This is a genomic window from Duganella qianjiadongensis (assembly GCF_009857915.1).
In the GTDB taxonomy this organism is placed as follows: domain Bacteria; phylum Pseudomonadota; class Gammaproteobacteria; order Burkholderiales; family Burkholderiaceae_D; genus Rugamonas; species Rugamonas qianjiadongensis.
In genome coordinates this window covers 50,315-76,157 of record NZ_WWCM01000004.1, presented here as the reverse complement: position 1 = coordinate 76,157, position 25,843 = coordinate 50,315, and the positions used below count along the sequence as shown (strand labels likewise).

Annotated in this window: 21 protein-coding genes and 2 riboswitches; of the genes, 15 read left to right on the top strand and 6 right to left on the bottom strand. The window is 61.0% G+C overall.

Annotated elements, in window-relative coordinates:
- Positions 1-62 precede the first annotated feature (62 nt).
- A riboswitch (glycine riboswitch) is annotated at positions 63-176 on the bottom strand.
- A 29-nt stretch (positions 177-205) separates the two neighbouring features.
- Positions 206-292: riboswitch (glycine riboswitch) on the bottom strand.
- Between the two features lie 143 nt (positions 293-435).
- The 9 genes from GTP27_RS07815 to GTP27_RS07775 all read left to right on the top strand — a co-directional run bounded on the left by GTP27_RS07815 (position 436) and on the right by GTP27_RS07775 (position 13,905).
- Entirely contained in the window at positions 436-996 is a 561-nt protein-coding gene (locus GTP27_RS07815; protein ID WP_161038624.1) for an ATP-dependent Clp protease proteolytic subunit, read from the top strand.
- Between the two features lie 93 nt (positions 997-1,089).
- Positions 1,090-3,336 (top strand): DUF1631 family protein, encoded by a 2,247-nt coding sequence (locus GTP27_RS07810; RefSeq protein WP_161038623.1) that lies wholly within the window; start codon positions 1,090-1,092, stop codon positions 3,334-3,336.
- A gap of 416 nt (positions 3,337-3,752) precedes the next feature.
- On the top strand, positions 3,753-4,409 hold the full coding sequence (locus GTP27_RS07805) for a phosphatase PAP2 family protein (protein WP_229633522.1): 657 nt from the start codon (positions 3,753-3,755) through the stop codon (positions 4,407-4,409).
- 69 nt (positions 4,410-4,478) lie between these two features.
- Positions 4,479-8,006: a chromosome segregation protein SMC gene (gene smc / locus GTP27_RS07800; protein ID WP_161038622.1), complete on the top strand. Its 3,528-nt coding sequence runs from the start codon at positions 4,479-4,481 to the stop codon at positions 8,004-8,006.
- On the top strand, positions 8,003-9,133 hold the full coding sequence (locus GTP27_RS07795) for a cell division protein ZipA C-terminal FtsZ-binding domain-containing protein (RefSeq protein ID WP_161038621.1): 1,131 nt from the start codon (positions 8,003-8,005) through the stop codon (positions 9,131-9,133). Before smc ends, GTP27_RS07795 begins: the two co-directional genes overlap by 4 nt.
- 8 nt (positions 9,134-9,141) lie before the next feature.
- Positions 9,142-11,481: an NAD-dependent DNA ligase LigA gene (gene ligA / locus GTP27_RS07790; protein WP_161038620.1), complete on the top strand. Its 2,340-nt coding sequence runs from the start codon at positions 9,142-9,144 to the stop codon at positions 11,479-11,481.
- A gap of 8 nt (positions 11,482-11,489) precedes the next feature.
- On the top strand, positions 11,490-12,392 hold the full coding sequence (gene galU / locus GTP27_RS07785) for a UTP--glucose-1-phosphate uridylyltransferase GalU (RefSeq protein WP_161038619.1): 903 nt from the start codon (positions 11,490-11,492) through the stop codon (positions 12,390-12,392).
- Positions 12,389-12,925, top strand: a complete 537-nt coding sequence (gene def, locus GTP27_RS07780; protein ID WP_161038618.1) for a peptide deformylase — start codon at positions 12,389-12,391, stop codon at positions 12,923-12,925. Before galU ends, def begins: the two co-directional genes overlap by 4 nt.
- An 11-nt stretch (positions 12,926-12,936) precedes the next feature.
- Positions 12,937-13,905: an ion channel gene (locus GTP27_RS07775; protein WP_161038617.1), complete on the top strand. Its 969-nt coding sequence runs from the start codon at positions 12,937-12,939 to the stop codon at positions 13,903-13,905.
- On the opposite strand, the gene GTP27_RS07770 is transcribed toward GTP27_RS07775, so the two are convergent.
- The 6 genes from GTP27_RS07770 to GTP27_RS23580 form a co-directional block, all read right to left on the bottom strand.
- Entirely contained in the window at positions 13,902-14,330 is a 429-nt protein-coding gene (locus tag GTP27_RS07770; protein WP_161038616.1) for a hypothetical protein, read from the bottom strand. The genes GTP27_RS07775 and GTP27_RS07770 overlap by 4 nt on opposite strands.
- A gap of 18 nt (positions 14,331-14,348) precedes the next feature.
- Complete coding sequence (locus GTP27_RS07765) at positions 14,349-15,188, bottom strand: substrate-binding periplasmic protein (protein ID WP_161038615.1); 840 nt, start codon at positions 15,186-15,188, stop codon at positions 14,349-14,351.
- 154 nt (positions 15,189-15,342) lie between these two features.
- Positions 15,343-16,092 carry a pseudouridine synthase gene (locus GTP27_RS07760; RefSeq protein WP_202416615.1) on the bottom strand — a complete coding sequence of 250 codons (750 nt, stop codon included), beginning with the start codon at positions 16,090-16,092 and terminating at the stop codon, positions 15,343-15,345.
- Positions 16,093-16,143: 51 nt separating this feature from the next.
- Positions 16,144-18,726 carry a [protein-PII] uridylyltransferase gene (locus GTP27_RS07755; protein ID WP_229633521.1) on the bottom strand — a complete coding sequence of 861 codons (2,583 nt, stop codon included), beginning with the start codon at positions 18,724-18,726 and terminating at the stop codon, positions 16,144-16,146.
- A 13-nt stretch (positions 18,727-18,739) separates the two neighbouring features.
- Positions 18,740-19,549, bottom strand: coding sequence for a type I methionyl aminopeptidase (gene map, locus GTP27_RS07750; RefSeq protein ID WP_161038614.1), 810 nt, complete (start codon positions 19,547-19,549; stop codon positions 18,740-18,742).
- A 138-nt stretch (positions 19,550-19,687) separates the two neighbouring features.
- Positions 19,688-20,494 (bottom strand): MHFG family PEP-CTERM protein, encoded by an 807-nt coding sequence (locus GTP27_RS23580; RefSeq protein ID WP_202416614.1) that lies wholly within the window; start codon positions 20,492-20,494, stop codon positions 19,688-19,690.
- A 368-nt stretch (positions 20,495-20,862) separates the two neighbouring features.
- Between GTP27_RS23580 and rpsB the strand changes: the two genes are divergently transcribed.
- From rpsB to GTP27_RS07715, 6 genes are all read left to right on the top strand, one after another.
- Positions 20,863-21,615 (top strand): 30S ribosomal protein S2, encoded by a 753-nt coding sequence (rpsB, locus tag GTP27_RS07740; protein ID WP_155435292.1) that lies wholly within the window; start codon positions 20,863-20,865, stop codon positions 21,613-21,615.
- Positions 21,616-21,741: 126 nt separating this feature from the next.
- Positions 21,742-22,653, top strand: coding sequence for a translation elongation factor Ts (gene tsf, locus GTP27_RS07735; protein WP_155435293.1), 912 nt, complete (start codon positions 21,742-21,744; stop codon positions 22,651-22,653).
- A 155-nt stretch (positions 22,654-22,808) separates the two neighbouring features.
- Positions 22,809-23,525, top strand: coding sequence for a UMP kinase (gene pyrH / locus GTP27_RS07730; RefSeq protein ID WP_161038613.1), 717 nt, complete (start codon positions 22,809-22,811; stop codon positions 23,523-23,525).
- 42 nt (positions 23,526-23,567) lie between these two features.
- Complete coding sequence (gene frr, locus GTP27_RS07725) at positions 23,568-24,128, top strand: ribosome recycling factor (RefSeq protein ID WP_155435295.1); 561 nt, start codon at positions 23,568-23,570, stop codon at positions 24,126-24,128.
- Positions 24,129-24,254: 126 nt separating this feature from the next.
- Positions 24,255-25,007, top strand: coding sequence for a polyprenyl diphosphate synthase (gene uppS / locus GTP27_RS07720; protein ID WP_161038612.1), 753 nt, complete (start codon positions 24,255-24,257; stop codon positions 25,005-25,007).
- Positions 25,007-25,843, top strand: coding sequence for a phosphatidate cytidylyltransferase (locus GTP27_RS07715; protein ID WP_161038611.1), 837 nt, complete (start codon positions 25,007-25,009; stop codon positions 25,841-25,843). Before uppS ends, GTP27_RS07715 begins: the two co-directional genes overlap by 1 nt.

Below are 25,843 nucleotides of genomic sequence, written 5' to 3'. Positions count from 1 at the left end.
AAATCGTGAGGGGTTAACAGAACACACAAGAAGCGCCCGCTAGTGCGGCGCTTCGCAATGATCGCAGCCCCTCTGTCCTTGGTACCTGAGAGATTACGGAACGGGGATACCGTTATCCGTGCGCCCCTTCGGTGGAGCACCGACGTGGGTCGCGCTCGCTCTCCAGAGTTGGCCCAGTTGGCATCCCGCTGGTGCGGTCGCGCTGGTCCCTTGATTGGTCCTTTTGCCTGAGAGTTTTTGGGTAGTGCCCCTTCGGCGGCAACGCTGGTTTGCCCTCTCCCGATCAAGACTCGGGAATATATGTCAGAAACAGGGTTAATGTCAATCTGGAACCGGGCCGTTACCAGTGCTAGGCTTGCTTGAGGGTGCGCACAGCTGGCGCCCCTAAAACGCATGCTTTGCTAGAATAAATTGCACCATTTCATCGGAGGCAACATGGGACCGGAAGCAGATAAGTATGCGGGGCACGGGTGGTACACCCTGTCTGGCGATGTGAATAGCGATATGGTGCGGCGCGTGTTCGATGCCGTGGCCGATATGACGGAGGACCACGTCACTACGGCGCATCTGTTGATACAGTCGAACGGCGGCTATGTAAGCGATGGCATCTGCCTGTACAACTACCTGAGCAAGCTGCCCATCAGGTTCATCACCTATAACGCGGGCGCGGTGGCGTCGATAGCGGTCACGCTGTTTCTGGCAGGGGCCGAGCGCTATGCCAGCAGCACGGCGCGCTTCATGGTGCACAAGTCGCATGCCAGTGCGCCGCAGGGGGCGCGTCCCGACGCGCTGCGCATTATCGTGGAAGGCCTGCAGGCTGACGATGCCCGGACCGAAGCGATCTTGCGCCAGCATGTGCAGCTGGATGAGCAGCACTGGCGCATCCATGCGTACTCCGACCTGCACCTGACGGCGGCTGAGGCACTGAATGTGGGGATGGTGCACGGGGTAACGGATTTTATTCCGCCGGCCGGGCAGCGGGTCTGCAACATCTGACAGATTTTTGCGTGGAAATGCTTTCCTGATATTGCCATGTGGAAATAATGTGCCAGAATGATGCTGGGACTCACTCGGCGGGGCAGACTGGCCATGGTTGCAAATTCCACATCTACGAACGCCAGACTGCGCGCTGTTTCAGCACGCCATGCCGTGCTGGAGGAGCTGATCGAGCTGGCGCGGCAGCAACTGGCACTGCAACTGCCCGCACTGGTGCTGCGGCTGACACAATGCCTGCTTGATGTTAGCAATATTCAGCCGGATGCCGTACAGGCGCGTCTGCGTGCGGGGAATGGCCTGCGATTGCGCCAGTTTGCCTTTTTGCCGCTGGCTGGCGCAGCGCTGGAGCAGGCCTTGCGGCGCGAGCTGGCAACACTGGCGCCAGGCCCTTGCCCACCTGTGACGGCGGCGGCGCCCGGCCTGTCGCTGGTGCCCTATGAGGAAATGGATCAGCAACTGGCGCTCGCTGCGCTGGCCAGACCGTATGAGGCGAGTCTGGGGGCGGTGCTGGCAGATCTGAATGCAGGGCTGGCCCGTCTATTCCAGCGCGATACGCTGCGGCTGGCGCAGCATCCCTTCCGTCCTGCCGTATTCATGGCCGCGCTGTGGCAGGCGTGGTGCGAATTCGCTGCAGACGATGCGGCGGCCCTGAGCCTGTTCGAGCTATGCCAGCCCGCGCTGTTTCCCCAGCTGGCGCCGGTGCTGCAGGCTTTGCACGTCTGTCTGCAAGGCCATCTGGTTTGCCGGCCGGAACGGCCGGTATCCGCTGCGGCCGACACCGCTGTAAGTCCGCAGGCAGGTCCCACTGTTCCTACCTTGCCGCCGGCAGCCTTCGCGGTCTCCGCAGCTGCAGTGTTGCCGCCTTCCGCGCAGCAGCGGCGCGAGGATGCTACTGCGGCAGGCGGAAGCAGGGCTGCTGCGCCCGCGCGCCACCACCAGCTTGCCCAGCAGCTGCGGCAGTTTTTTGCTAGCGCTGCAAGCGAGGGCGGTGCAGGTAGCGCGGCATCCGGGGCGGCAGGGTCAGCAGTATCGGCAGCATCCGTAGCGCCGGTGTCGGCCTTGCTGGCCTATCTTGCGCAATTGCCGCTGAGGCAGGATGCGCCGCCTGCTGCCGGTGCAGCAATGCCGGTTAGCGCCGGCAGCGCGCAGATTTTCTACCTGCCTCGACTCAAGGCCGCTTTGCCGCAAGGCAGTCTGAGCCGGGCCGACGAAGGGACGCTCGATCTGCTCGCGGCGGTATTCGAAACACTATTCCGCGACCATCACATCGCGCAGGAAATTCGCGAGTTGATGTTGCTGCTGCAGCTACCCGTGCTGAAGGCAGCACTGGCCGATCAGGCATTCTTCTTCAAGGACCAGCACCCCGCCCGCAAGCTGATCGATCTGCTTTCGCGGCTGGGCTGGGAACAGCGCATGCTGCCCGATACGGCGCGATTGCAGGCCATGCAGCGCAGCGTGGAGCGGGTAGGGCGCGATGGTGCGGCAGAATCGGCCGCCTTTGCTGACGCAGTGAATGAACTGGAAGCCGCTCTGGCAGTGCAGGAACAGCAGGATAGCGAGCGCATGGCGGTGCCGATTGCTGCCGCCATCCGGCAGGAGAAGGCACTGGTGGCAAGGCGGCAGGCCGAGGCGGCGCTGGCTGCGCGGCTGGAAGGAAGCGAAGTGCTGGAACTGGTGCGCGATTTCCTGTCGCAGCGCTGGATCGAAGTGCTGGCGTTTGCCTATCGCGTCGAGGATGAAAAGTCTGGCGCGATTGATCATGCCACCTGCGCCATGGATGAACTGCTGTGGAGCGTGCAGCCCAAGCTGAATCTGCAGGAGCGCAGACGTCTGCTGCTGAAATTGCCTGCCTTGCTGGGCGCTCTGAATAAATGGCTGGATCTGGTCCAGTGGCAAGGCGAGGAGCGCACCCAGTTCTTTGCCGAGCTGGCCGAATGCCATGCCGCCATCGTGCGCGCGCCGCTGGATATGCCAGCCGATCGGCAACTGGAGCTTGCCATCGCGGCAGGCCAAGGCGATGCGGCTAGGCGCGCCCCGCTTGCCGCCGAGGTTGATATTCCTGCCCAGTCCACCGTTATGCTGAGTGCCGATGTTGCATCTCTGCAACGCGGCATGTGGCTGGAGTTCGATCAATCCGAAGGGGGAGTACAGCAAGTGAGGCTGGCATGGGTCAGCCCCCTGCGCAGTCTGTACATTTTTGCTGCTGCCAGCCGGCAGGAAGCCTATTCCCTTGGCGCCGATGAACTGGCGCGGCGTTTCGAGGCCGGCAGTGTCCGTATCGTTTGCGATACCGATGTGGTCGGCAGCGCGCTCTCCCATGCATTAGCCCGCGCCGCGTGAAGGTCACTTGTAGCGCAGATTGCTGCTATTGCCTATACGCTTGCGGTGCCCGAATTAAGTCCTCTGCTTGCTTGTCCTGTTGCGCTGGGACAGAGTGAACTCGTGCTAGGCCGTCAAGGCCATGGCTTTGTGGCGCTGTAGCACTACCTGGAGCGGATAGAAACAGTATTTGTGCTGGCTGTGCGTTCGCAGTGTGAAGCTGGCGGCAGTTAGCGCAGTGTAGCGCGGTTTTTCATATTGTCTTAATGAAAACATGTTACGGTGCTGTGTTCGATGTAAACTATTGATGCACAGCAATTCCTCAGTGTTATGCTATTGCATGTGATTTAATATCGCCCTAGAACTGCTAGGGTCTCGCTGACGATGGTTTGCGCCGGATCAATAGGAATGTGTATGACAGCAAGAGGGCGAGCGGAATGATGATGTGGTGGTGGCATGGCCTCAGTCTGGTGGGGAGTCTGGCGGTAACGGGGCCGATAGGCGTGGCGATTGCCATCTGGCTGGTGGCCGGACGTTCGTGGCATCTGACGGCGGCGTGGTGCGCACTATTTGGCGCCGGAATGGCGCTGGTAGTGGCAACCAAAGTGGCTTTCATGGGCTGGGGCGTGGGCGTGGAAGCCGTGGAGTTTGCCGGCTTTAGCGGCCACGCCATGCGGGCAGCGGCAGTGTTTCCCGTGGCCGGCTACCTGCTGGTGCGCACGCGTTCTCTCTCGTGGCGGGCAGCGGCAACGGCTGCTGGCGTGGCGCTAGCCATGCTGATCGCTATTTCCCGCGTTTATGTGGAAGCGCATTCGGTGTCCGAGTCGGTGACTGGCTGCCTACTCGGTTTGCTGGTGGCCATGAGTTTCATCTGGTATGCCAGCGTGCGCGAGCATCTGGCGCTAAGCCGCTGGCTGTTGCTCATGTGTCTACCTATCGTGGTGATTGCCCCGCGCGTGGAACCGGTGCCGGCCGAGCGCTGGATAGAACAACTGGCCATGCATTTGTCGGGGCGCGAGCAGACTTATACCCGGGCGATCTGGCATAAGCCGAAAAGTCGCCAGTACACGCCATCGGCGGGGTTCCCCCTGTGAAAAGGGCCAGATTCCGAGTGCAAAATGGTATTATTGTGAAGTTTTCCAGCCCATACACCAGATAACAACGTGCGTCTTTCTTCCATCAAATTGTCGGGATTTAAGTCTTTCGTTGATCCCACCAATTTTCAGGTGCCGGGTCAGCTGGTAGGCGTGGTCGGTCCGAATGGCTGCGGCAAGTCGAATATCATCGATGCCGTACGCTGGGTGCTGGGCGAATCCAAGGCATCGGAGCTGCGTGGCGAGTCCATGCAGGACGTGATTTTCAATGGCTCCACCCACCGCAAGCCGGCCGGGCGGGCCTCGGTCGAACTGGTGTTCGATAACAACGCAGGCAAGGCGGCCGGCCAGTGGGGCCAGTACGCGGAAATCGCCGTCAAGCGCACGCTGACGCGCGACGGCACCTCCACCTACTACATCAACGGCCAGCCCGTGCGGCGGCGCGATATTCAGGACATCTTCCTCGGTACGGGTCTGGGGCCGCGTGCTTACGCCATCATCGGCCAAGGCATGATCAGCCGCATCATCGAATCGCGCCCGGAAGAACTGCGCGTGTTTCTGGAAGAAGCGGCCGGTGTCTCCAAATACAAGGAGCGGCGGCGCGAAACGGAAAACCGTTTGCACGATACGCGCGAAAACCTGCTGCGGGTGGAAGACATTCTGCGCGAACTGAATACCAATCTGGAAAAGCTGGAAGGGCAGGCGGCCGTGGCCACCAAATTCCACCAGCTGCAGGCCGATCAGGAAGAAAAGCAGAAGCTGCTGTGGTTGCTGCGCAAGATAGAAGCCGAGAACGAGCAGAAGAAGTATTTCCGCGAAGTGGAACTGGCCCAGAACGAGCTGGAAGAACAGACCGCCAAGCTGCGTAACGTGGAACTGTCGCTGGAGCAGACGCGTCAGGCGCACTTTGCCGCGGGCGATCATCTGCATACGGCACAGGGCCATCTGTACCAGACCAATGCAGAAATCGGCAGTCTGGAAGCGCAGATCAAATTCGTGGTGGAGTCGCGTACCCGTCTGCAGGCCCAGCTGGCCACACTGACGGCCCAGCGCGACCAGTGGCAGCAGCAGGCCAGCGAGTACGCCGGCCAGATCGAAGAAGGCGAGTTCACGCTGGAAGAACTGTCGGCCAAGGTGGAGCAGGCGCAGATGATGGCCGAGCAGAAGGCCGAAGCGCTGCCCATGCTGGAACAGGTGTGGCGCGAAGCGCAGACCCTGAGCGTGGAGTCGCGTGCCCGCATTATGCAGGCGCAGCAGCAGCTGGAACTGGAATCGGCCCATCAGCGCAACGCCAGCAATATCCTCAATGGCCTGGCCATGCGGCGCGAGCGCCTGCAGCAGGAGAAGAATGGCCTGAACCTGCCGGACAGCGCGCATCTGGACAACCTGCGTCTGCAGCTGGAAGAAAAGCAGCAGGCGCTGGAAGAGCAGAACATGGTGCTGGAAGAAGCGCTGGAACAGCAGCCCCAGCTCGAAGCGGAGCGTCAGCTGGCGCAGCAGCAGGTGCAGACCGAGACCGCCACCAACGCCCAGCTGGAAGCGCGCCTGAATGCGCTGCGCCAGATGCAGGAGCGGGTGCAGTCGCAGGGCAAGGTTACGCCTTGGCTGCAGAAGCACGAACTCGATACGCTGCCGCGCCTGTGGCAGAAACTGCATATCGAGGAAGGCTGGGAAAATGCGCTGGAAGCCGTGCTGCGCGAGCGCATGCAGGCCTTGCAGATGCCGAATCTCGAATGGGCGCAGGCCTTTTTCAGCGATGCGCCGCCAGCCAAGCTGGCACTGTTTGCCCCGTCGCATGCGCAGCCGTCGCAGATGGCGGAAGTGGCGGGCCTGACGCCGTTTATCAGCCTGCTGAAACTCAACGATCCGTCGCTGAGCGCCTTGCTGCAGGACTGGCTGCACAACGTCTATCTGGCCGAAGATGCAGCCAGCGCCTTTGCCCGTCGCGCGCAACTGCCGGCTGGCGGCTGCTTTGTTACCCGTCAGGGCCACGCGATTACGCAGGGTAGCGTGCGCTTCTATGCCGCCGATTCCGAGCAGGACGGCATGCTCGGACGTCAGCAGGAAATCGAGAACATCAGCAAACAGCTGCGTGCCCAGCAGATGCTGGCCGACGAAGCGCGTGCACGTGCCGTGCGTGCCGAAGCGGCCGTCAGCAATCTGACGCGCCAGCTGGCCGAGTACCGCGCCAGGCTGCAAAGCCTGCAGGCTAACGTGCATACGCTGCAGCTGGAAGTGGTGAAGGCTGCCGAAATCGAAGCGCGCTTCAAGCAGCGCAGCGGCCAGCTGGAAGCCGATCTGGCCGAAATCGCTGCGCAGGAAGAGGAGCAGACCCAGATCAAGCTGGAATCGGAAGAGAAGTTCGAACAGCTCGATATGGCGCTCGGTAATCTGCAGGGCGAGCACGAAGACCAGCAGACGCTGTTCCTGGAAAAAGAGCAGCGCCTGGCCGACGCACGTGCAGCCTTGCGCGATCTGGAACGGGCCGCGCAGGAAGCCCAGTTTGCCGAGAAATCGCAACGTAGCAAGATCGAGGAATTCCGCCGTGCCATCGCTACCGCCAGCGCGCAGGTCGCGCAGGTGACGCAGAGCCTGGAAGCGGGCCAGCAGGAGCTGGCCGGTCTGGAATCGGGCCAGAGCAACGACGGCCTGCAGGAACTGCTGGACCGCCGCACGGCGCAGGAAAAAGCCCTGTCCGATGCGCGCCATGAACTGGACCAGATCGCCCAGCAGTTGCGCATGTTCGAAGAAGGCCGCATGTCGACCGAACGGGCTTTGCAGCCGCAGCGCGACAAGATCATGGAAATGCAGCTCAAGGAGCAGGCGGCGCGCCTGAATCTGGAGCAGTATGCGGCCCAGCTGGCCGAGGCGCAGGCCGACGAAGCGGCGCTGGCAGAAAAACTGCATCCCGATATGAAGGCGTCCTATCTGCAGGGTGAAGTAACGCGGCTGACCAATGCCATCGCCATGCTGGGCGCAGTGAATCTGGCGGCGCTGGAAGAACTGGCCACGGCATCGGAGCGCAAGAACTTCCTCGACATGCAGAATGCCGACCTGCAGGAAGCCATCAGCACGCTGGAAGATGCGATTGCCCGCATCGACAAGGAAACCCGCGATCTGCTGCAGGATACCTTTGACCGCGTCAACGGCCACTTCTCGGAACTGTTCCCTATATTGTTCGGCGGCGGACAGGCCAAGCTGATCATGACGGGCGACGAGATTCTCGACTCCGGCGTGCAGGTCATGGCCCAGCCTCCGGGCAAGAAGAACGCCACCATCCACCTGCTGTCGGGCGGCGAAAAAGCCCTGACGGCGACGGCGCTGGTGTTCTCCATGTTCCGCCTGAATCCGGCGCCGTTCTGCCTGCTCGACGAGGTCGATGCACCGCTGGACGACGCCAATACTGAACGTTTCTGCAGGATGGTCAAACGCATGTCTGACCAGACCCAATTCCTCTTCATCTCGCACAACAAGATTGCGATGGAGATGGCCAATCAACTGATCGGTGTGACGATGCAAGAGCAGGGCGTATCGCGCATCGTGGCGGTGGATATGGAATCCGCTGCCAATTTTGCTACTGAGGCACAAGCAGCATGACAGACCTACAACTGAGTTTAATCGGCATTGCCGGCGTATTTGTCGCGGGCGTTTACAGCTACAACAAAATCCAGGAATACCGCGCACGCAAAAGCGTGGACCGGGCTTTTGCCAACGACCATGACGACGTGCTGATGCGCGTCGGCGAGGTGTCGGCAGCACGCCATGAACCGAGCTTCTCGACGGAAGACGACGTGCCCGGTCTGGCCGGAGGCGAAGCCTCGGCGGCTGCCGCAGCACTGGAAGCGGTGGCTGCCGGAATCGATGGTGTAACGGCCGAACGGGCTGCCAGCGAAGCTGCGGAAGCGGCCCGCAATGCCCGCGCCGAAGCTGCGCTGGCGCTGGTGGATCCGCAGATCGATTGCCTGCTGCCGCTGGCGCTGGAAAGCGCGGCCCGCGGCGACAAGCTGCTGCCGGTATTGCAGACGCTGCGCATGGTCGGCAACAAGCCGGTACATTACATCGGCTTTAGCGTCGCCGGCGAGTGGGAGCCTATCGTGCATGGCGGCGTGTACACCAAGCTGCAGGGCGGCGTGCAACTGGCCAGCCGCACCACGGCCCTGAATGAACTCGAATACTCGGAACTGGTGACGCGTCTGCGCGCCATGGCCGATGAAATCGGCGCCGAACCGGAAGTGCCGGACATGATAGAAGTGATGGCCGAAGCGCGCAATCTGCACCGCTTCGTTGCCAGCCACGATGCCCAGCTGGGCGTAAACCTGCAGTCGAACGGCGCACCGTGGGCCATCGCCACCCTGATAGGCGCGCTGGAAAAACAGGGCTTCGACGTGCGTCCCGATGGGCGCTACGTCATGCCGGATGGCGACGGTGGTCACCTGTTCAGCCTGTCCACCAATGTCACGCTGGCGGAAGAGACCACGTCGCGCCTGACCCTGCTGCTCGATGTGCCTTGCGTGGCACCGGCGCGCGATGGCTTTGGCGCCATGGTGGCTTGCGCCCGCTCGCTGATGACGCGTCTGGACGCCACCATTGTTGATGACTATAACCAGCCGCTGTCCGATGCCGCGCTGGAGGAAATCGCCGGTCAGGTACAGGACTTCTACGCCGAAATGAACGACGCCGAGATACCGGCCGGTTCGGCACGGGCGCTGCGTCTGTTTAGCTAGGACGAGGCATGACAGAAGTAGATTTTCAGGCGCGCATAGCCGCTCTGAGCGCAGAGCTGAACCGTCACCTGCACGCCTATCACGTCGAGGATGCACCGACCATACCCGACGCCGAGTACGACCGTCTGTTCGCCGAACTGCAGCAACTGGAAGCAGCCCATCCGCAATGGGCTTTGCCTGATTCGCCCACCCAGCGCGTGGGGGCGGCGCCGCTGCCGCAATTCGATCAGGTGACGCACAGCGTGCCCATGCTGTCGCTGAACAATGGCTTTAGCGACGAAGACATCGAGAACTTCGACCGCCGCGTACGCGAGGGCCTCGACGCTGCTGCGGCAGTGGAGTATGCCGCCGAAGTCAAATACGATGGTCTGGCCATCAACCTGCGCTACGAACACGGCCTGCTGGTACAGGCGGCCACCCGCGGCGATGGCTATACCGGCGAGGATGTCACCACCAATATCCGTACTATCCGCAGCATTCCGCTGCGCCTGAACACGGACACGCCACCTGCCGTGCTCGATGTGCGCGGCGAAGTGCTGATGTTCAAAGCCGATTTCGAAGCACTCAATGCACGCCAGCGCGACGCTGGACAGAAAGAATTCGTCAATCCGCGCAATGCTGCCGCCGGCAGCCTGCGCCAGCTCGATTCGCGCATTACTGCACAGCGCAAGCTGAGCTTCTTTGCCTATGGCGTCGGTGCGCTGGAAGGTGCGCCCATGCCGGTATCGCATGCGGCGCTGCTGGACTGGTACCGCATGCTGGGCCTGCCGGTGGCGAAAGAAGCTGCGGTAGTGCGCGGCTATGAAGGCCTGATGGCGTATTACGCCCGCATAGGCGCAGCGCGCCCGACCATGCCGTACGAGATCGATGGCGTGGTGTACAAGGCCAATCTGCTGCAGGACCAGCGCATGCTGGGCTTTGTTTCGCGCGCGCCGCGCTTTGCGCTGGCCCATAAATTCCCCGCTGAAGAAGCGCTGACCACGGTACTGGCAATCGAAGTGCAGGTGGGCCGCACGGGCGCCATCACCCCGGTTGCCCGTCTGGCCTCGGTGTTCGTGGGCGGCGTGAACGTCACCAACGCCACCCTGCATAACGAAGACGAAGTGCGGCGCAAGGATGTGCGCGTGGGCGACACAGTGATCGTACGCCGCGCGGGCGACGTGATACCCGAAGTACTGGCCGTGGTGCTGGAGCGCCGTCCGCAGCCGGAAGCGGCGATGTATGTGCTGCCGCGCGTGTGCCCGGTATGCGGCTCGCACGTGGTGCGCGAAGAGGGCGAAGCGATTGCGCGCTGCTCGGGCGGCCTGTTCTGCTCGGCCCAGCGCAAGGAAGCGATACGCCACTTCGCTGGCCGCCGCATGATGGATATCGAAGGTCTGGGCGATCGCTATATCGACAATCTGGTGGAACATGGCAAGGTGCAGCGCGTGGCAGACCTGTACGCGCTGACGCTGGACGATCTGCTGGAAATGAAGCGCCTTGCCGATGAACGCGACGGCACGACGCCGGAGACGGTGGTACAGGGTAAAGTCGCCACCAAGTGGGCCGAGAATCTGCTGGAAGCCATTGCGGCCAGCCGCAATCCACCACTGGAACGCCTGCTGTTCGCGCTGGGCATACGCCATGTGGGCGAATCCACCGGCAAGACGCTGGCCGAATGGCTGGGCCGCTTCGAGCTGATACGCCGCGTGCCGAGTGCGCTGCTGCGCGTGCTGCCCGATATTGGCGGCGTGGTGGCGGATTCCATCGCCGAATTTTTTGCCGAGCCTAAGAATCAGCAAGCCATCGATGCACTGCTGGCGGCAGGCGTGGCGCCGCAGGGCGAACATGCGCCTAGTGCCAAGCTGCGCGAGAAACTCGATCCCGTCAAGCTGATGGCGGCGCTGGGCATACCCAAGCTGACCGAAGCGCGCTGCAAGCAGCTGGTGGAGCAGGACGTGACGCTGCAAGTGCTGGCGCATCTGCCCGTATTCAATGTATTCGGCCTGCCGGCCGGCGTGGCCGAGTCGCTGGAGAACTGGATGCGCGAAGAAGGCCATCGCGAGCAGCTGATTGCGCTAGATCATTTGCGCAACGACCTGCTGGCGCAGTTGCCCGAGGCTGTTGCAGCAGGGCCCCTGACCGGCAAGACCTTTGTGCTGACTGGTACGCTGCCCAGCTTGAGCCGCGATCAGGCTGGCGCTATGATCGAAGCACAGGGTGGCAAAGTTTCCGGTTCGGTGTCGAAGAAAACCCATTATCTGGTTGCGGGCGCCGATGCCGGCAGCAAGCTGACCAAAGCGCAGGATCTGGAAGTAACCATTATTGACGAAGCAGGCCTGCTGGCTTTGCTCTCCGCACAGGGATAAGCATCACAATGTCGAAAATTACCAAAGCAGTTTTCCCGGTGGCCGGTCTCGGTAGCCGCTTCCTTCCCGCCACCAAGGCGCAGCCGAAAGAGATGCTGCCTATCGTCGACAAGCCGCTGATCCAGTATGCGGTGGAAGAAGCGGTCGCCGCCGGCATTACCGAAATGGTGTTCATCACGGGCCGTAACAAGCGCGCCATCGAAGACCACTTCGACAAGGCCTACGAGCTGGAAGCGGAACTGGAAGCTGCCAACAAACAGGCATTGCTGGAACTGGTACGCAATGTGATACCCAAGCACGTCAACTGCATCTATATCCGCCAGTCCGAACCGCTGGGACTGGGTCATGCCGTGCTGTGCGCCCGCCCCATCATTGGCGACGAACCGTTTGCCGTTCTGCTGGCCGATGACTTCATGGATACGGATGCAGGGGTACAGCCGGTGCTGGCCCAGATGACTTCACTGTATGCCTATGAACGCTGCAGCATACTGGCCGTGCAGGAAGTGCCGCGTGCCGCCACCCGCCAGTACGGCATCGTCAGCGCCTCGGCCTATCAGCCCAAGCTGGAACTGGTGCACAGCATCGTCGAGAAACCGAAGCCGGAAGAAGCACCATCGACGCTGGCAGTGGTGGGCCGCTACGTGCTGTCGGGCCGCATCTTCGACTATCTGGAAAATCTCGGCACCGGTACCGGCGGCGAAATCCAACTGACCGATGGCATTGCCGCGCTGATGAAGGACGAGCGTGTGCTGGCCTACCGCTACGATGGTACGCGCTATGACTGTGGTTCCAAGCTGGGTTATCTGAAAGCCATGACGGCCATGGGCCTCAAGCATGCAGAGACCGGTGCAGAGTACACCAAGTTTCTGCGCGAGATGCACGGCCTGATCGAGGACGGAGCCGCGAAGTGACGGTGCGCGAGATCCTGAAGATGGGCGATCCGCGCCTGCTGCGGGTAGCCGAGCCGGTGACGGAGTTCGATACCCCCGCCATGCGCACGCTGATCGCCGATATGTTCGATACCATGCACGCCGCCAACGGCGCCGGACTGGCGGCGCCGCAGATCGGCGTCAACCTGCAGCTGGTGATCTTCGGCTTCAAGCAGAACCTGCGCTATCCGGATGCGCCGCAAGTGCCGGAAACGGTGCTGATCAATCCCGTGCTGACACCGCTGTCGGAACAGCAGGAAGAGGGCTACGAAGGCTGTCTTTCGGTGCCGGGCCTGCGCGGCAGCGTGCCGCGCTATACCCAGCTGCGCTATCAGGGCGTGGACCAGTTCAACCAGCCCATCCTGCGCGAAGTCGATGGCTTCCATGCGCGGGTGGTACAGCATGAAGTGGATCACCTGCTGGGTATCCTGTACCCTATGCGGATACGGGATTTTTCCCGTTTCGGCTATACCGAAGTGATGTTCCCCGAGCTCGATCCCAACGACGACGATTAAGGAAGATCAGCATGACCCACCATGGCCCAGTGCGCATCCCCGTACAGAAAGCTGCCCGCCCCAAAGTCGGCAACGAGCGCGGGGTATTCCAGATGGGTACCTCGAAGATCAAACGGGTCGGGGTGGCGCGCTGGTACTGGGGCGATGTGTATCACTGGATGCTCACGCTGAGCTGGCCGAATTTTTTCCTGCTGGTGGGCGTCAGCTATCTGCTGACCAATCTGTTCTTTGCCACCGCCTTCTACATGGTGCCGGGCTCGATTTCGAATGCCCGTCCCGGCTATTTCCCCGACGCGCTATTCTTCTCGATCGAGACGCTGGCCACTGTGGGCTACGGCTATATGAACCCCGGTTCGACCTACGGCCATCTGGTGGCGTCGACGGAAATCCTGTTCGGCATGGTGCAGGTGGCGGTGGTAACGGGGCTGCTGTTTGCGCGCTTTTCCCGTCCCACTTCGCGCATCCTGTTTTCCGATGTGGCGGTGATTACGCCGTTCAACGGCGTGCCCACGCTGATGTTGCGTGCCGGTAACGAGCGCGGCAACCTCATTCTGGAAGCTTCGGTGCGTGCTTCGCTGATCCGCCGCGAGCTGACCCAGGAAGGCCAGATGTTCACCCGCTTCTACGATCTGGAGCTGGAACGCGAAACCACCGGCGTGTTCGCGCTGACCTGGACCATACTGCATAGGATCGACGAGTCCAGCCCTCTGTGGGGCAAGACGCAGGAAGACCTGCTGCGCGAAGCGGCCACGCTGTCGGTGCTGCTGACGGGCACGGACGACACGCTCAACGACTTCGTGCACGCGCGCCAGACCTATTCGGCTGACCACATTTTTTACAACCACCACTTCGCCGACATCATGTCCGACAAGCTGGAAGGGAACGTCCGTATTCTCGACTACAGCAAGTTTCACGACATCTATCCGGACGGTTCCGAGGGCGGCAATATGCCGGGCGCCGCGCTGGCCCATCCGGGCTAGGGCTGGGCACCGCCCAGCAGGTCGTTTGCGTCCAGCAGGGCATAGACAATTTCCGGATGACTGGCCAGGCAGCGCCGTACTGCAGCGGGCACGGCTTCGCGGGTACGGCGGCACAGGCCGGGCCGGGGTGCCAGCCGGATCTGCAGGCCCATGACGGTGCGCACGCCGTTCGCGCTGGGGGTAATGGTGAGCCGGACGCCTAGCAGCTGGTACAGCCGGTCTTCGATGCGGCGCAGGTCGGCGTAGCTGGCCATGGCTTCGATGCGGGCGATCAGCTGCTTTTCTTCCTCGCGCGTGAGCCGCATTATGCGGATGTCGGTGGCCTCGGGCTGCGCGCACCATTGCTCCAGCAGCTCGTCGCGCTGGCAGTCGCAGGCGCCGGGCGGGCATTCCTTACGTAGCGGGAAGGGAGGCGCAGCTGGCATGGAAGGGATGCAAACCGTTTAGTGCGTTTTAAAGAAATTACGCGCTATGGTATCAATTTCCCCGCTACGCTTCATCTGGTAGATGATGCTGTCGAACTGTTTGACGAAATCGGTCTTGTAACTGTAGCGGCCATTATCGCGCTCGGTGTAGCCGAGGAAGCCCTGTTCGGTGGCGATCACCAGCGCTTCGGCCAGTTCGGCATGACTGTGGCCTTCGTCATAGCGGCCTTCGGCCTTGAGCTGTTTCAGCGTCCACTGGATGGCAATGCGGTCGTTGATATAGCAGTCGATGCGGCGCATGCCCAGCTTGAGCAGATTGGTGGCCACGTCCCTGGCTTCTTCCACCTTCAGGTGGCCGTCGCGGATGGCTGCCTCGAAGCTTTCGCCTCCCACGATAAAGCCGGCGTTATTGCCGATGGTGAGGCCGTAGAAGTCTTCCGGCCAGCGCTTGCGCGCTTTGGCGGCCAGCACATCCTTGCGGCAGATGGCGATGACTTTTTCTTCGTACAGGGGGAGCGAGTAAGGCCAGGTCCACGGTTCGTCGTGGGTGTTGTGGTAGGGCGGGTAGAGTGCAAAACCGCTGCCGGACTTGAGCAGACTCATGCCGCGCTTCCATGGTACCGGCTGAATCTCGACCTTGTAGCCGTGCATGCGTTTGACGGCAGTGCTGACGATTTCGTAGTACAGGCCAGCCGGTTTGCCTTGTTTGTCGTAGGAGTAGGGCGGATAGCCGGCGTCGGCATACAGCGTCACGGGGATATCGGCCGCCTGCGCTGCCGCCGTGGCGGGGCTGCCCGCTAGCACAGCCCCGGCCAGGGCTAGAATCAGGGCTAGTGAGGTGTGCGCCGGGCTCGCCATTATCCGCTTGTCGTCATCGAGTAGGTAGGTTGTCAGCCATCCTAGCATGAAGCAATCGGTTGCAAAATGACAAAATGTAAAATTAGCGATTTAAAACGTTAAATATCGGGTGCCGTGGCGGCGAGGCGACGCGCTTGCACGCCCGGCAGCCGCCTCAGAATTGTTCGTCCGGACGCAGGTAGCGCCACTGGCCTACCGGCAGATCGCCCAGTTTGACCTTGCCGATGCGCACCCGCTTCAGACCCACTACTTTCAGGCCCACCATATCGCACATGCGGCGGATCTGGCGTTTTTTGCCTTCGCGCAGGGTGAAGCTGAGCTGGTCGTCGTTCTGCCAGCGCACTTTGGCAGGCAGCAGCGGTTTGCCATCCATCCACAGGCCGTGATTGAGCTTCTTCAGGTCGCTGTCAGGCAGCTTGCCAGGCTTGGTGTATTCCACCCGCACCAGATATTCCTTGTCCACGTCGGTGGTTTCGCCGATCAGATGCTTGGCTACACGGCCATCTTGGGTCAGCACCAGCAGGCCGACGGAATCGATATCGAGCCGGCCGGCCGGCACCAGCGAGCGTAGCTGGGTGGGGTGGAACACTTCCGGCGAAGGGTCGTCAACCCAGTGGTTCTCCGGTTTGATCAGTGCTACCGCGGGGGTATAACCATCTTCGGCCTGACCGCTGACATAGCCCATCGGTTTGTTGATCAGGATGGTGACCCGTTTCGACTGTTCGGCGGCAGCCTGACGTTCTACCGTCACGCGCTGGCTGGGGTAGACCTTGCTACCGAGTTCGGAGACGACCTTGCCGTCCACCCGTACCCAGCCCCGCGCTATCCATTCGTCGGCTTCGCGGCGCGAGCACAGGCCCAGCTCGGACATGCGTTTGGACAGGCGGAGTAATTCTTCGGACATGATGCGTTTTCTTTATCGGTTATGTTGTAGGGGAGTCTGGCGCGCTCCGCTTTAGACTTTGATGGCTTCCAGCAGATCGGTTTCCAGCTGGATCTGGTTGCGCGCCACGTTGAGCGACGGACCGTCGATCAGGAACACGTCTTCCACCCGCTCGCCCAGCGTCATCACCTTGGCCGTATGCAGATTGATCTTGTACTTGGCCAGCACGTTGGCAATCGAGTACAGCAGGCCGGTACGGTCATTGGCGGCAATCGACAACAGGTAGTACTGGCCCCGTTCGTCGGGACGCAGATCCACCGTGGGCTGGATGGGGAAGGTGCGCGACAGGCGGGACAACCGGCCTTTGCCCGGCGCCGGCAGTTCGTCCACGCTCGACAGCAGGGCGCACAGTTCGTGCTCGATCAGGCTGATGATGTCGCGGTAGCTGTTGGCGAAGTTTTGCTCGGTGACGAGGAAGGTATCGAGCGCATAGCCGTGGTGGGTGGTGTGGATCTTGGCATCGAGGATGCTGAAGTTCTTGCGGTCGAAATAGCTGCAGATGCGCGCAAACAGGTCGGGCTGGTCCTTGATGTAGACGGCCACCTGCAAGCCTTCGCCGATAGGCGCAAGGCGGCATTTGACCACGGCCTTGTCGCTGTCATAGCGGTCGTACAGGGCACGGGTCTGCCAGGCGATATCGGCCGCATCGTGGCGCAGGAAATAGGCCATGTCGAGCTGCTTCCACAGCGCCGTATGGGCGTCGGGCGGCAGGCCGTACAGGCGCAGCGTGGCCAGTGCTTCCTGCTGGCGGTTTTTCAGTTCGCGGTCGGCGCTGTGCGGTTCGCCGCCCAGCACGCGCAGGGTGACGCGGTACAGGTCTTCCAGCAGCTTGCCCTTCCATGCATTCCACACTTTCGGGCTGGTGCCGCGGATGTCGGCCACGGTCAGCAGATACAGCGCGGTCAGATGGCGCTCGTCCTTGACCAGATTGGCAAAGGCGGCAATCACGTCAGGATCGGACAGATCCTGCTTCTGCGCTACCTGCGACATGGTCAGGTGCTGCTCCACCATGAATACCACCAGTTCGGTATCTTCCTCGCTCATGCCGTGTTCGCGGCAGAACTGTTCGGCGTCCACAGTACCCAGCTTGGAGTGGTCGCCGCCGCGGCCTTTGGCGATGTCGTGGAACAGCGCGCCCAGATACAGCAGCCATGGCGTAGGGAAGTTGGCCATCAGCTGGCTGCAGAACGGATATTCGTGCGCGTGTTCGGCCATGGCGAAGCGGCGCATATTGCGCACCACCATCAGGATGTGCTGGTCCACCGTGTAGACGTGGAACAGGTCGTGCTGCATCTGGCCCACGATCTTGCGGAAGTTGGGCAGGTAGCGGCCCAGGATAGACAGGTCGTTCATGCGGCGCAGCGCGTGCAGCAGGCCCACCGGCGCCTGCAGGATGCGCAGGAACAGCGCATGGTTGCGCCGATCGGCGCGGAATTCGGCGTCGATCTTGAAGCGTTCATGCCATAGCGCGCGCAAGGTGCGCGAGGTCATGCCGGTCAGCGTCTGGCGCTCCGTCATCAGGGCGAACACTTCCAGCATGGCCGAAGGCGTGGTGGCGAAGGTGTCGTCTTCGCTGATATCGATCAGGCCATCGACATTGTTAAAGCGTTCGTTGATGCGTACCGTCACGCCCGGCTTGGGGAACAGGCGCTCTTCGATGTTCTGCAGCAGAATCATGTTCAGCTGGGTCACCGTCTTGGCGGCCCAGTAGTAGCGCTGCATCAGGTATTCGCTGGCACGGCGCATATTCGCCCCGCTGCCGGTCGACTGCAGGCCCAGCGACTCGGCGATGGCGGTCTGCACGTCGAACACGAGGCGGTCCTCGCGCCGTTTGGCGTGCAGGTGCAGACGGATGCGGATATCCTTGAAGGCGCGCTCCTTTTCCATCAGCTGTTTGGCTTCGGTCTGGGTAATCAGGCCGCTGGTAGCCAGCGTGCGCCACGAGTTGGCCACGCCGGCAGCTTTGACCATCCACAGTATCACTTGCAGATCGCGCAGGCCGCCCGGGCTTTCCTTGCAGTTAGGCTCCAGACTGAAGGCCGTGTCTTCGTATTTGGCATGGCGCAGCCGCATTTCCAGCACCTTGGCGTGGTAGAAGGCGCGCGGGTCCATGGCGGCGCGGTAGCGCTCCTGCAGCGTGCCGAACAGGGGCAGATTGCCGCAGATCAGGCGCGCTTCCAGCAGGCTGGTCTGCACCGTGATATCGGCGGCCGATTCGGTCAGGCACTCGTCCACGGTACGGATGCTGTGGCCGATTTCCAGTCCCAGATCCCACAGCAGTTGCACCAGTTCTTCCAGCTTGGCCGTGGTGGCGGCATCGGGCGCTTGCTCCAGCAGGATCAGCAGGTCGACGTCGGACTGGGGAAACAGTTCGCCGCGGCCATAGCCGCCCACGCCCACCAGCGCGGTGTTTTCCGGCAGGCCGGCTTCGAACCATGCCGTGGTGAGCACGGCGTCCACGCTCTGGCGCAGGCTGCGCAGCAGCTTTTCCGGCATGCCGTCGGACTGGAAGCCAGCGATGATCTGCTGACGCTCATCTTTCAACTGGCGCTTCAGATGTTCGCGCAGTTCTTTCTTCATCGCTGGTGTGCTCATCCGGGGTGATCGTTCAGGCGGCGTTGGTAATGAATGCAGGTGGCGGCAGGCTGCCGGCCGACAGCGTCAGCACTTCGTAGCCGGTGTCGGTGACGAGTATGGTGTGTTCCCACTGGGCCGACAGGCTGCGGTCCTTGGTCTTGATGGTCCAGCCGTCGCCCATTTCGCGGATGTCGCGCTTGCCCGCATTGATCATCGGCTCGATGGTGAAGATCATGCCGGCCTGCAGCTGCTCACCCGTGCCCGGTTTGCCGTAGTGCAGAACCTGCGGCTCTTCGTGGAAGATCTTGCCGATGCCGTGGCCGCAGAATTCGCGCACCACGCTGTAGCCGGCTTTTTCGGCATGCTGCTGGATGGCGTGGCCGATGTCGCCCAGATAGGCACCCGGTTTGACTTTGGCGATGCCCAGCCACATGCACTCGTAGGTGATGTCGGACAGGCGCTTGGCCATGATGGATGGTTCGCCGATGAAGAACATGCGGCTGTTGTCGCCGTGGTAGCCATCCTTGATCACGGTGATGTCGAGGTTGACCACATCGCCGTTCTTGAGCACTTTATCGCCCGGTATGCCGTGGCAGATCACGTCGTTGACGGAGGTGCAGATGGATTTCGGGTAGGGCGTGTAGCCGGGCGGGCAATAGTTGAGCGGGGCAGGAATGGTGCCCTGTACATTCACCATGTATTCGTGGCACAGGCGGTCGATTTCGCCGGTGGTCACGCCAGCCTTGACGAAGGGCGTAATGTAGTCGAGCACTTCGGAGCCGAGGCGGCCCGCGACGCGCATGCCGGCGATGTCTTCGGCGGATTTGATGGAAATAGGCATAAGCTCACAATCTGCAAGGTAAACGGTAAAAAAGCAGGCGGCTGCCGGAACGGGCCGGCGCGGCATGCACGATGGTATGGATTATAAACGACGCAGCAGGCAAAGCGTGGGTCAGCCGGCCCGCGCTATCGGCGGCGACTAGCGACGGCGGCGCATGAGCAGGCCGAGCACGCCCAGACCGGCCAGCAGCATGGCCCAGGTATCGGCTTCCGGCACGGGGCTGGCCGGGAAGTAGCCGTCATCGCTGTCATCGTGGTCCTTGGGCCAGCCGGGGCGGCGGCCAAACTGGCCGTTGTGATCGCGGTCATCGCCGCCGGCAAGGGCCTGATTGGCGTCTTCGGCTTGCTGTATCGCTTCGAACACTTCCGTAACATTGCCCCGTGCACGATCATGTGCTTTGCTGGCGTCGTCGTCGTCGGTGCTTTCGGGCGGGGTGGCGTCGGCCAGTCCCAGATCGCGTGCCTGCAGGCTGTTGCCCAGATCGCGTTGGGCTAGGGCCGGAGCAGGCGGGGCGGCCGGGGCGGCGTGGGCCGTATGGGGCGCGGGCAGGCGGGTGATGCGGCTGATATTGCCGCAGATACGGGGCACCAGTATGCAGTATTCGCCCACGCAATACACTGCGCCCGGCTCCTGCCGGGTGACAGCCCACTTGCTGCGGGTAACCGTGGCGCACACCGAGGCCGCGCCGAAATGCATGTCGCGTATGCCCGCTTCGTACTGGTTCTTGCCGACGATGGCATCGCGGGTAATGGTGACGCGGTCATCCGACTGGTGCTCGTCCATGCGCCGCCGGAGAGTGCGGCGTACCTGCTCGGGGATGTCGGTGTAGCGCTCGATGGCTGCACTGGTGCTACCGGTGTACGGATTCGCACCCGGCCGGTCCCACGAACAGGTGGGCTCGAACTGGGTGGCCGCAGCCAGAGCAACAGTGAGAAATACGGACATGTTAGTTTCCCGCGCTAAAATAATGCATTAAAGAACTTTTTCTTAATTTAATGCAATTAAACTTTGACATATGATATTACATATCGACTATCTTTGCAGAAATATTTAGTCTCAAGTTGTAACGGCTGGCAATCAGGGGAAGTATTGATTATTTGTTTAGTGCAAGCGGGGCGCCTTGCAATAGCTCAAGTCCGTGTAAGGTATTGCCTAAGCGGGTGTTTTCGGGCTAGAATAGCGGGTTGCTTGAATTCCGTTCGGGCAACGTTGTAAAGACAAGCTGTTATTTTTCATTAATAAAAGCGAATCCGGTCGACAAGGGTGCCTATAAGGTGACTGATCGGATTCCAGACCCAACCCTGGAGTTTAATATGTCCGTAACTATGCGCGAAATGCTGGAAGCCGGTGTCCACTTCGGTCACCAAACCCGTTTCTGGAACCCAAAGATGGCTCCTTTCATCTTCGGTCACCGCAACAAGATCCATATCATCAATCTGGAAAAGACGATGGGTATGTATCAGGAAGCGATGAAACACGTGAAACAGGTAGCTGCTAACCGCGGCACCATCCTGATGGTAGGCACCAAGCGTCAAGCTCGTGAAATCATTGCTGCTGAAGCAGCACGCGCAGGCGTTCCTTTCGTTGACCAGCGCTGGCTGGGCGGCATGCTGACCAACTTCAAAACCATCAAAACCTCGATCAAGCGTCTGAAAGACATGGAAGCTGCGATGCAAGACGGTTCGGTTGAGAAGTTGTCGAAAAAAGAAGCGCTGATGTTCCAACGCGAAATGGTTAAGCTGCAAAAATCGATCGGCGGCATCAAAGAGATGGGCGGCGTTCCTGACGCAATCTTCGTCGTGGACGTTGGCTACCACAAAGGCGCCATCACCGAAGCCGCTAAACTGGGCATCCCAGTGATCGGCGTGGTCGATACCAACCACTCGCCAGAAGGCGTGCAATTCGTCATTCCAGGTAACGATGACTCGTCCAAAGCCATCACTCTGTACGCTCGCGGCGTAGCAGATGCGATCCTGGAAGGCCGTGCTGCTGCCGGTAACGAAGTAGTTGAAATGGTTAAAGCTGCAGCTGGCGACGATTTCGTCGAAGTGAACGAACAGGCTTAATTGTTCCTAGCTAGGCTGTAAGGAAAAAGGGGTGGCCAACAGCTCCCCCTTTTTTTTAACGTAAATGGGTAGAGCCGGGCAAACCCGCTCCCCATCCCCCACGAATACCGAATACAGGAGAAACACATGGCAGCGATTACTGCAGCGATGGTAGGCGAACTGCGCGGCAAGACCGACGCACCAATGATGGAATGCAAAAAAGCTCTGACCGAGGCCGATGGCGACATGGCGCGTGCAGAAGAGATCCTGCGCGTCAAACTGGGCGGCAAGGCCTCGAAAGCTTCGGCACGTATCACCGCTGAAGGCGTGGTAGCTACCCACATCGCCGGCGGCGTAGGTGCGCTGATCGAAGTTAATTCGGAAACCGACTTCGTTGCGAAAAACGATGACTTCCTGGCACTGGCTGCTAACGCTGCCCGTCTGGTCGTAGAACACAACCCAGCTGACGTTGCCGCGCTGCTGGCACTGCCACTGGATGGCAAAACCCTGGACGAAGTACGTTCGGCTCTGATCGGCAAGATCGGCGAGAACATGACCATCCGTCGCTTCCAGCGTTTCGAAACCACCGGCAAACTGGCTTCCTACCTGCACGGCTCGCGCATCGGCGTGATCGTCGACTTCGACGGCGCTGAAGAGCAAGTGGGTAAAGACGTGGCGATGCACATCGCTGCAATGAAACCAGTCGCTCTGTCGCAAGATCAGGTTCCAGCAGAACTGATCGAGAAAGAGCGTTCGGTTGCTAAGCTGAAAGCTGACGAAGATGCTGCCAAAGCGGCTGCCGAAGGCAAGCCAGCTCAGTCGGCTGAAATCGTTGCTAAGCGTCTGGAAGGTTCGGTACAGAAGTACCTGAAAGAAGTTTCGCTGCTGAACCAGGCTTTCGTGAAAAACGACAAGCAATCGATCGAGCAGATGCTGAAAGAAAAAGCCACCACCGTGAAAGCCTTCACGATGTTTGTGGTTGGTGAAGGCATCGAGAAGAAAGTCGATGACTTCGCTGCTGAAGTGGCCGCACAGATGGCCGCTTCCAAAGGAGCGTAATAAAAAGAAAACGGGCCGAGAGGCCCGTTTTTTTAAGCTGCACCTGCTTGCGGCAAGTTTTACCCCAGAAGTAAATAGTTGTTCCCGGCGCCAGACTAGGTATCATAGGCGCCGGCAGCCTTACCCGAATAAACCCAACTTAGGAGCCCCGTCCCATGTCCAAACCAGCCTACAAACGTGTCCTCCTCAAATTGTCCGGTGAAGCCCTGATGGGCGACGATGCCTACGGCATCAACCGCGGCACGATAGAGCGCATGGTCGCTGATGTGGCCGAGGTCGCAAAACTGGGCGTGGAACTGGCAATCGTGATTGGCGGCGGCAATATCTTCCGTGGCGTAGCGCCCGGCGCCCAAGGCATGGACCGTGCAACGGCCGACTACATGGGCATGCTGGCCACCGTGATGAATGCACTGGCCCTGGCCGATGCCATGCGCCATGTGGGCATTACCGCCCGCGTAATGTCGGCCATCGGCATCGAGCAGGTGGTCGAGCCGTATGTGCGCCCGAAAGCGCTGCAATATCTGGAAGAAGGCAAAGTGGTGGTGTTCGCCGCCGGTACCGGCAACCCGTTCTTCACCACCGATACGGCAGCGTCGCTGCGCGGCTCGGAAGTGAGCGCGGAAATCGTGCTGAAGGCTACCAAGGTCGATGGCGTGTACTCGGCCGATCCGAAGAAAGACCCGAATGCCACGCTGTACAGCTCGATCTCGTTCGACGAAGCCATCGCCAAGCATCTGCAAGTCATGGACGCCACCGCGTTTGCGCTGTGCCGCGACCAGAAGCTGCCAATCAAAGTGTTCTCGATTACCAAGCCGGGCGCGCTGATGCGCGTCATCATGGGCGAGGACGAGGGCACGCTGGTTCACGTTTAATGCTAACCGTTTATACTCAATACCGAATACAGGAGAGCAGTAATGTCCGTAGCTGACGTTAAGAAAAGTGCGCAAGAGCGCATGACCAAATCGCTGGAAACCCTGCGTGCCGATCTGGCCAAGGTGCGTACCGGCCGTGCCCACACGGGTATCCTGGACCACGTCACCGTGGATTACTACGGTAATCCTACCCCGATCAATCAGGTGGCCAACCTGACCCTGGTCGATGCCCGCACCATCGGCGTGCAGCCGTTCGAAAAGAAAATGGCTGCTGCTATCGAAAAAGCCATCCGCGATGCCGATCTGGGTCTGAACCCGGCCGCGCAGGGCGATGTGATCCGCGTGCCGACTCCGCCGCTGACGGAAGAGCGCCGCAAGGAAATGGTGAAACTGGTCAAGAGCGAAGCGGAAGATGCGAAAATTGCTGTGCGTAATATCCGTCGCGATGCCAACGAATCGCTGAAAAAGCTGGTGAAAGACAAGGCCATTTCGGAAGACGACGAGCGTCGCGCCATTGATGACGTACAGAAAGTCACCGATAAATTCATCGCCGACGTCGACAAGATGGTAGCGGAGAAAGAGAAGGAAGTTCTGACCGTTTAAGGGTCGGCAAGGGCGCCAGCAGCGGGTCCGGGCCGGTGATGCGATCACCGGCTGCGGGCGCTCTGCTGGCGTCTTGTTTTTTCGGGCAACACCTGCAATACTTAACACTTTGGCACTGCAGTTTTCATGAAATATACCAGTTCGACTACTGAAGTTCCGGACGCGCCGGCCGTGCCTCGTCACATTGCCATCATCATGGATGGCAATGGCCGCTGGGCCACCAAGCGTTTTCTGCCGCGTGTAGCCGGCCACGTCAAAGGCGTCGATGCCGTGCGCACCGTGGTCGAAGCCTGCGCCCGCAGCGGCGTGGAATACCTGACCCTGTTTGCCTTCAGCTCGGAAAACTGGCGCCGCCCCGAAGAGGAAGTGTCGCTGCTGATGCGCCTGTTCGTCACCGCGCTCGACCGCGAAGTCTCCAAGCTGCACGCCAATAACATCCGCCTCAAGGTGGTGGGCGACCTGACCCGCTTCGACGAGAAGCTGCAGGGCATGATCGCTGCCGCCGAGCGCAAGACCGCCAACAACACCCGCATGACCGTGACCGTGTGCGCCAACTATGGCGGCCGCTGGGATATCATGCAGGCGATAGCCAAAATGGTGGCGGCCCATCCGGGCGCACACGATTTCAGCGAAGAGCAGCTGGCACCCCATCTGGCCATGGCGTATGCGCCCGAGCCGGATCTGTTCATCCGCACCGGCGGCGAACAGCGTATTTCGAATTTCCTCATGTGGCAGCTGGCTTATACCGAGCTGTTCTTTACCGATACTTACTGGCCCGACTTTTCCAAAGAGAGTCTGGATGAGGCCATCGCCTCCTACCAGCACCGCGAACGCCGCTTCGGCCGCACCGGTGCGCAACTGGCAGAGAAGACTAGCTGATGCTGAAAACCCGCATTATTACGGCCGTGCTGTTGCTGGCAGTGCTGCTGCCAGTGCTGTTCTCCCACTACTTCCCTGCTGTGGCCGGCGTGGTGACGCTGTTCGTCGCCGCCGCCCTGTGGGAAGCGGCGCGCCTGTTCGGCGTGGGCAGCGCAAAAGCCAGACTGGCCGGTGTGGCCGGTGGCGCATTGTTCGTGTTTCTGCTGCTGATCGCCAAGCCGGCTTCGGTCAATTCGCTGTACGGCGTGGCTTGCCTGCTGTGGCTGCTGCGCTATGTGCCCTCGCTGGGCATGGGCCTGCCGCCCATGCAGGGCGGTGGCAACTGGTCGATGGCAGTGACCTTCAGCTTCGCCATCTTCGCCTGCTTCTTCGCCATCCTCGGCCTGTATCTGCAATCGCCGCTGTACCTGCTGTCGGTGATGGCACTGGTGTGGCTGGCCGATATCGGCGCCTACTTCGCCGGCAAGGCATTCGGCAAGCGCAAGCTGGCGCCGTCTATCTCGCCCGGTAAATCGTGGGAAGGCGCCATTGGCGGCGGCATTGCCGTGCTGCTGGCCGCCAGCGCCACCGTACTGCTGGCGCCTGCCAACCCGTGGTTGCAGGATACCTTCGCCGTCAAACTGCAGGCCCGCTTCGGCTGGGCCATGGCCTTGCTGCTGCTGGTGCTGGTGGTGGCTGCGTCCATCGTCGGCGACCTGTTCGAATCCCAACTCAAGCGCCGCGCCGGCATGAAAGACAGCAGCAATCTGCTGCCCGGCCACGGCGGCGTGCTTGACCGTATTGATGCCCTGATCCCGGTGCTGCCGCTGGCGGCGCTGATAGGCTTCTGGCTCTGA

Coding starts and splice junctions, on each gene's coding strand:
- GTP27_RS07815 (WP_161038624.1), top strand. CDS start 436: ATGGGACCGGAAGCAGATAAGTATGCGGGGCACGGGTGGTACACCCTG.
- GTP27_RS07810 (WP_161038623.1), top strand. CDS start 1,090: ATGGTTGCAAATTCCACATCTACGAACGCCAGACTGCGCGCTGTTTCA.
- GTP27_RS07805 (WP_229633522.1), top strand. CDS start 3,753: ATGATGATGTGGTGGTGGCATGGCCTCAGTCTGGTGGGGAGTCTGGCG.
- GTP27_RS07795 (WP_161038621.1), top strand. CDS start 8,003: ATGACAGACCTACAACTGAGTTTAATCGGCATTGCCGGCGTATTTGTC.
- ligA (WP_161038620.1), top strand. CDS start 9,142: ATGACAGAAGTAGATTTTCAGGCGCGCATAGCCGCTCTGAGCGCAGAG.
- galU (WP_161038619.1), top strand. CDS start 11,490: ATGTCGAAAATTACCAAAGCAGTTTTCCCGGTGGCCGGTCTCGGTAGC.
- GTP27_RS07775 (WP_161038617.1), top strand. CDS start 12,937: ATGACCCACCATGGCCCAGTGCGCATCCCCGTACAGAAAGCTGCCCGC.
- GTP27_RS07770 (WP_161038616.1), bottom strand. CDS start 14,330: ATGCCAGCTGCGCCTCCCTTCCCGCTACGTAAGGAATGCCCGCCCGGC.
- GTP27_RS07765 (WP_161038615.1), bottom strand. CDS start 15,188: ATGGCGAGCCCGGCGCACACCTCACTAGCCCTGATTCTAGCCCTGGCC.
- GTP27_RS07760 (WP_202416615.1), bottom strand. CDS start 16,092: ATGTCCGAAGAATTACTCCGCCTGTCCAAACGCATGTCCGAGCTGGGC.
- GTP27_RS07755 (WP_229633521.1), bottom strand. CDS start 18,726: ATGAGCACACCAGCGATGAAGAAAGAACTGCGCGAACATCTGAAGCGC.
- map (WP_161038614.1), bottom strand. CDS start 19,549: ATGCCTATTTCCATCAAATCCGCCGAAGACATCGCCGGCATGCGCGTC.
- GTP27_RS23580 (WP_202416614.1), bottom strand. CDS start 20,494: ATGTCCGTATTTCTCACTGTTGCTCTGGCTGCGGCCACCCAGTTCGAG.
- rpsB (WP_155435292.1), top strand. CDS start 20,863: ATGTCCGTAACTATGCGCGAAATGCTGGAAGCCGGTGTCCACTTCGGT.
- tsf (WP_155435293.1), top strand. CDS start 21,742: ATGGCAGCGATTACTGCAGCGATGGTAGGCGAACTGCGCGGCAAGACC.
- pyrH (WP_161038613.1), top strand. CDS start 22,809: ATGTCCAAACCAGCCTACAAACGTGTCCTCCTCAAATTGTCCGGTGAA.
- frr (WP_155435295.1), top strand. CDS start 23,568: ATGTCCGTAGCTGACGTTAAGAAAAGTGCGCAAGAGCGCATGACCAAA.
- uppS (WP_161038612.1), top strand. CDS start 24,255: ATGAAATATACCAGTTCGACTACTGAAGTTCCGGACGCGCCGGCCGTG.
- GTP27_RS07715 (WP_161038611.1), top strand. CDS start 25,007: ATGCTGAAAACCCGCATTATTACGGCCGTGCTGTTGCTGGCAGTGCTG.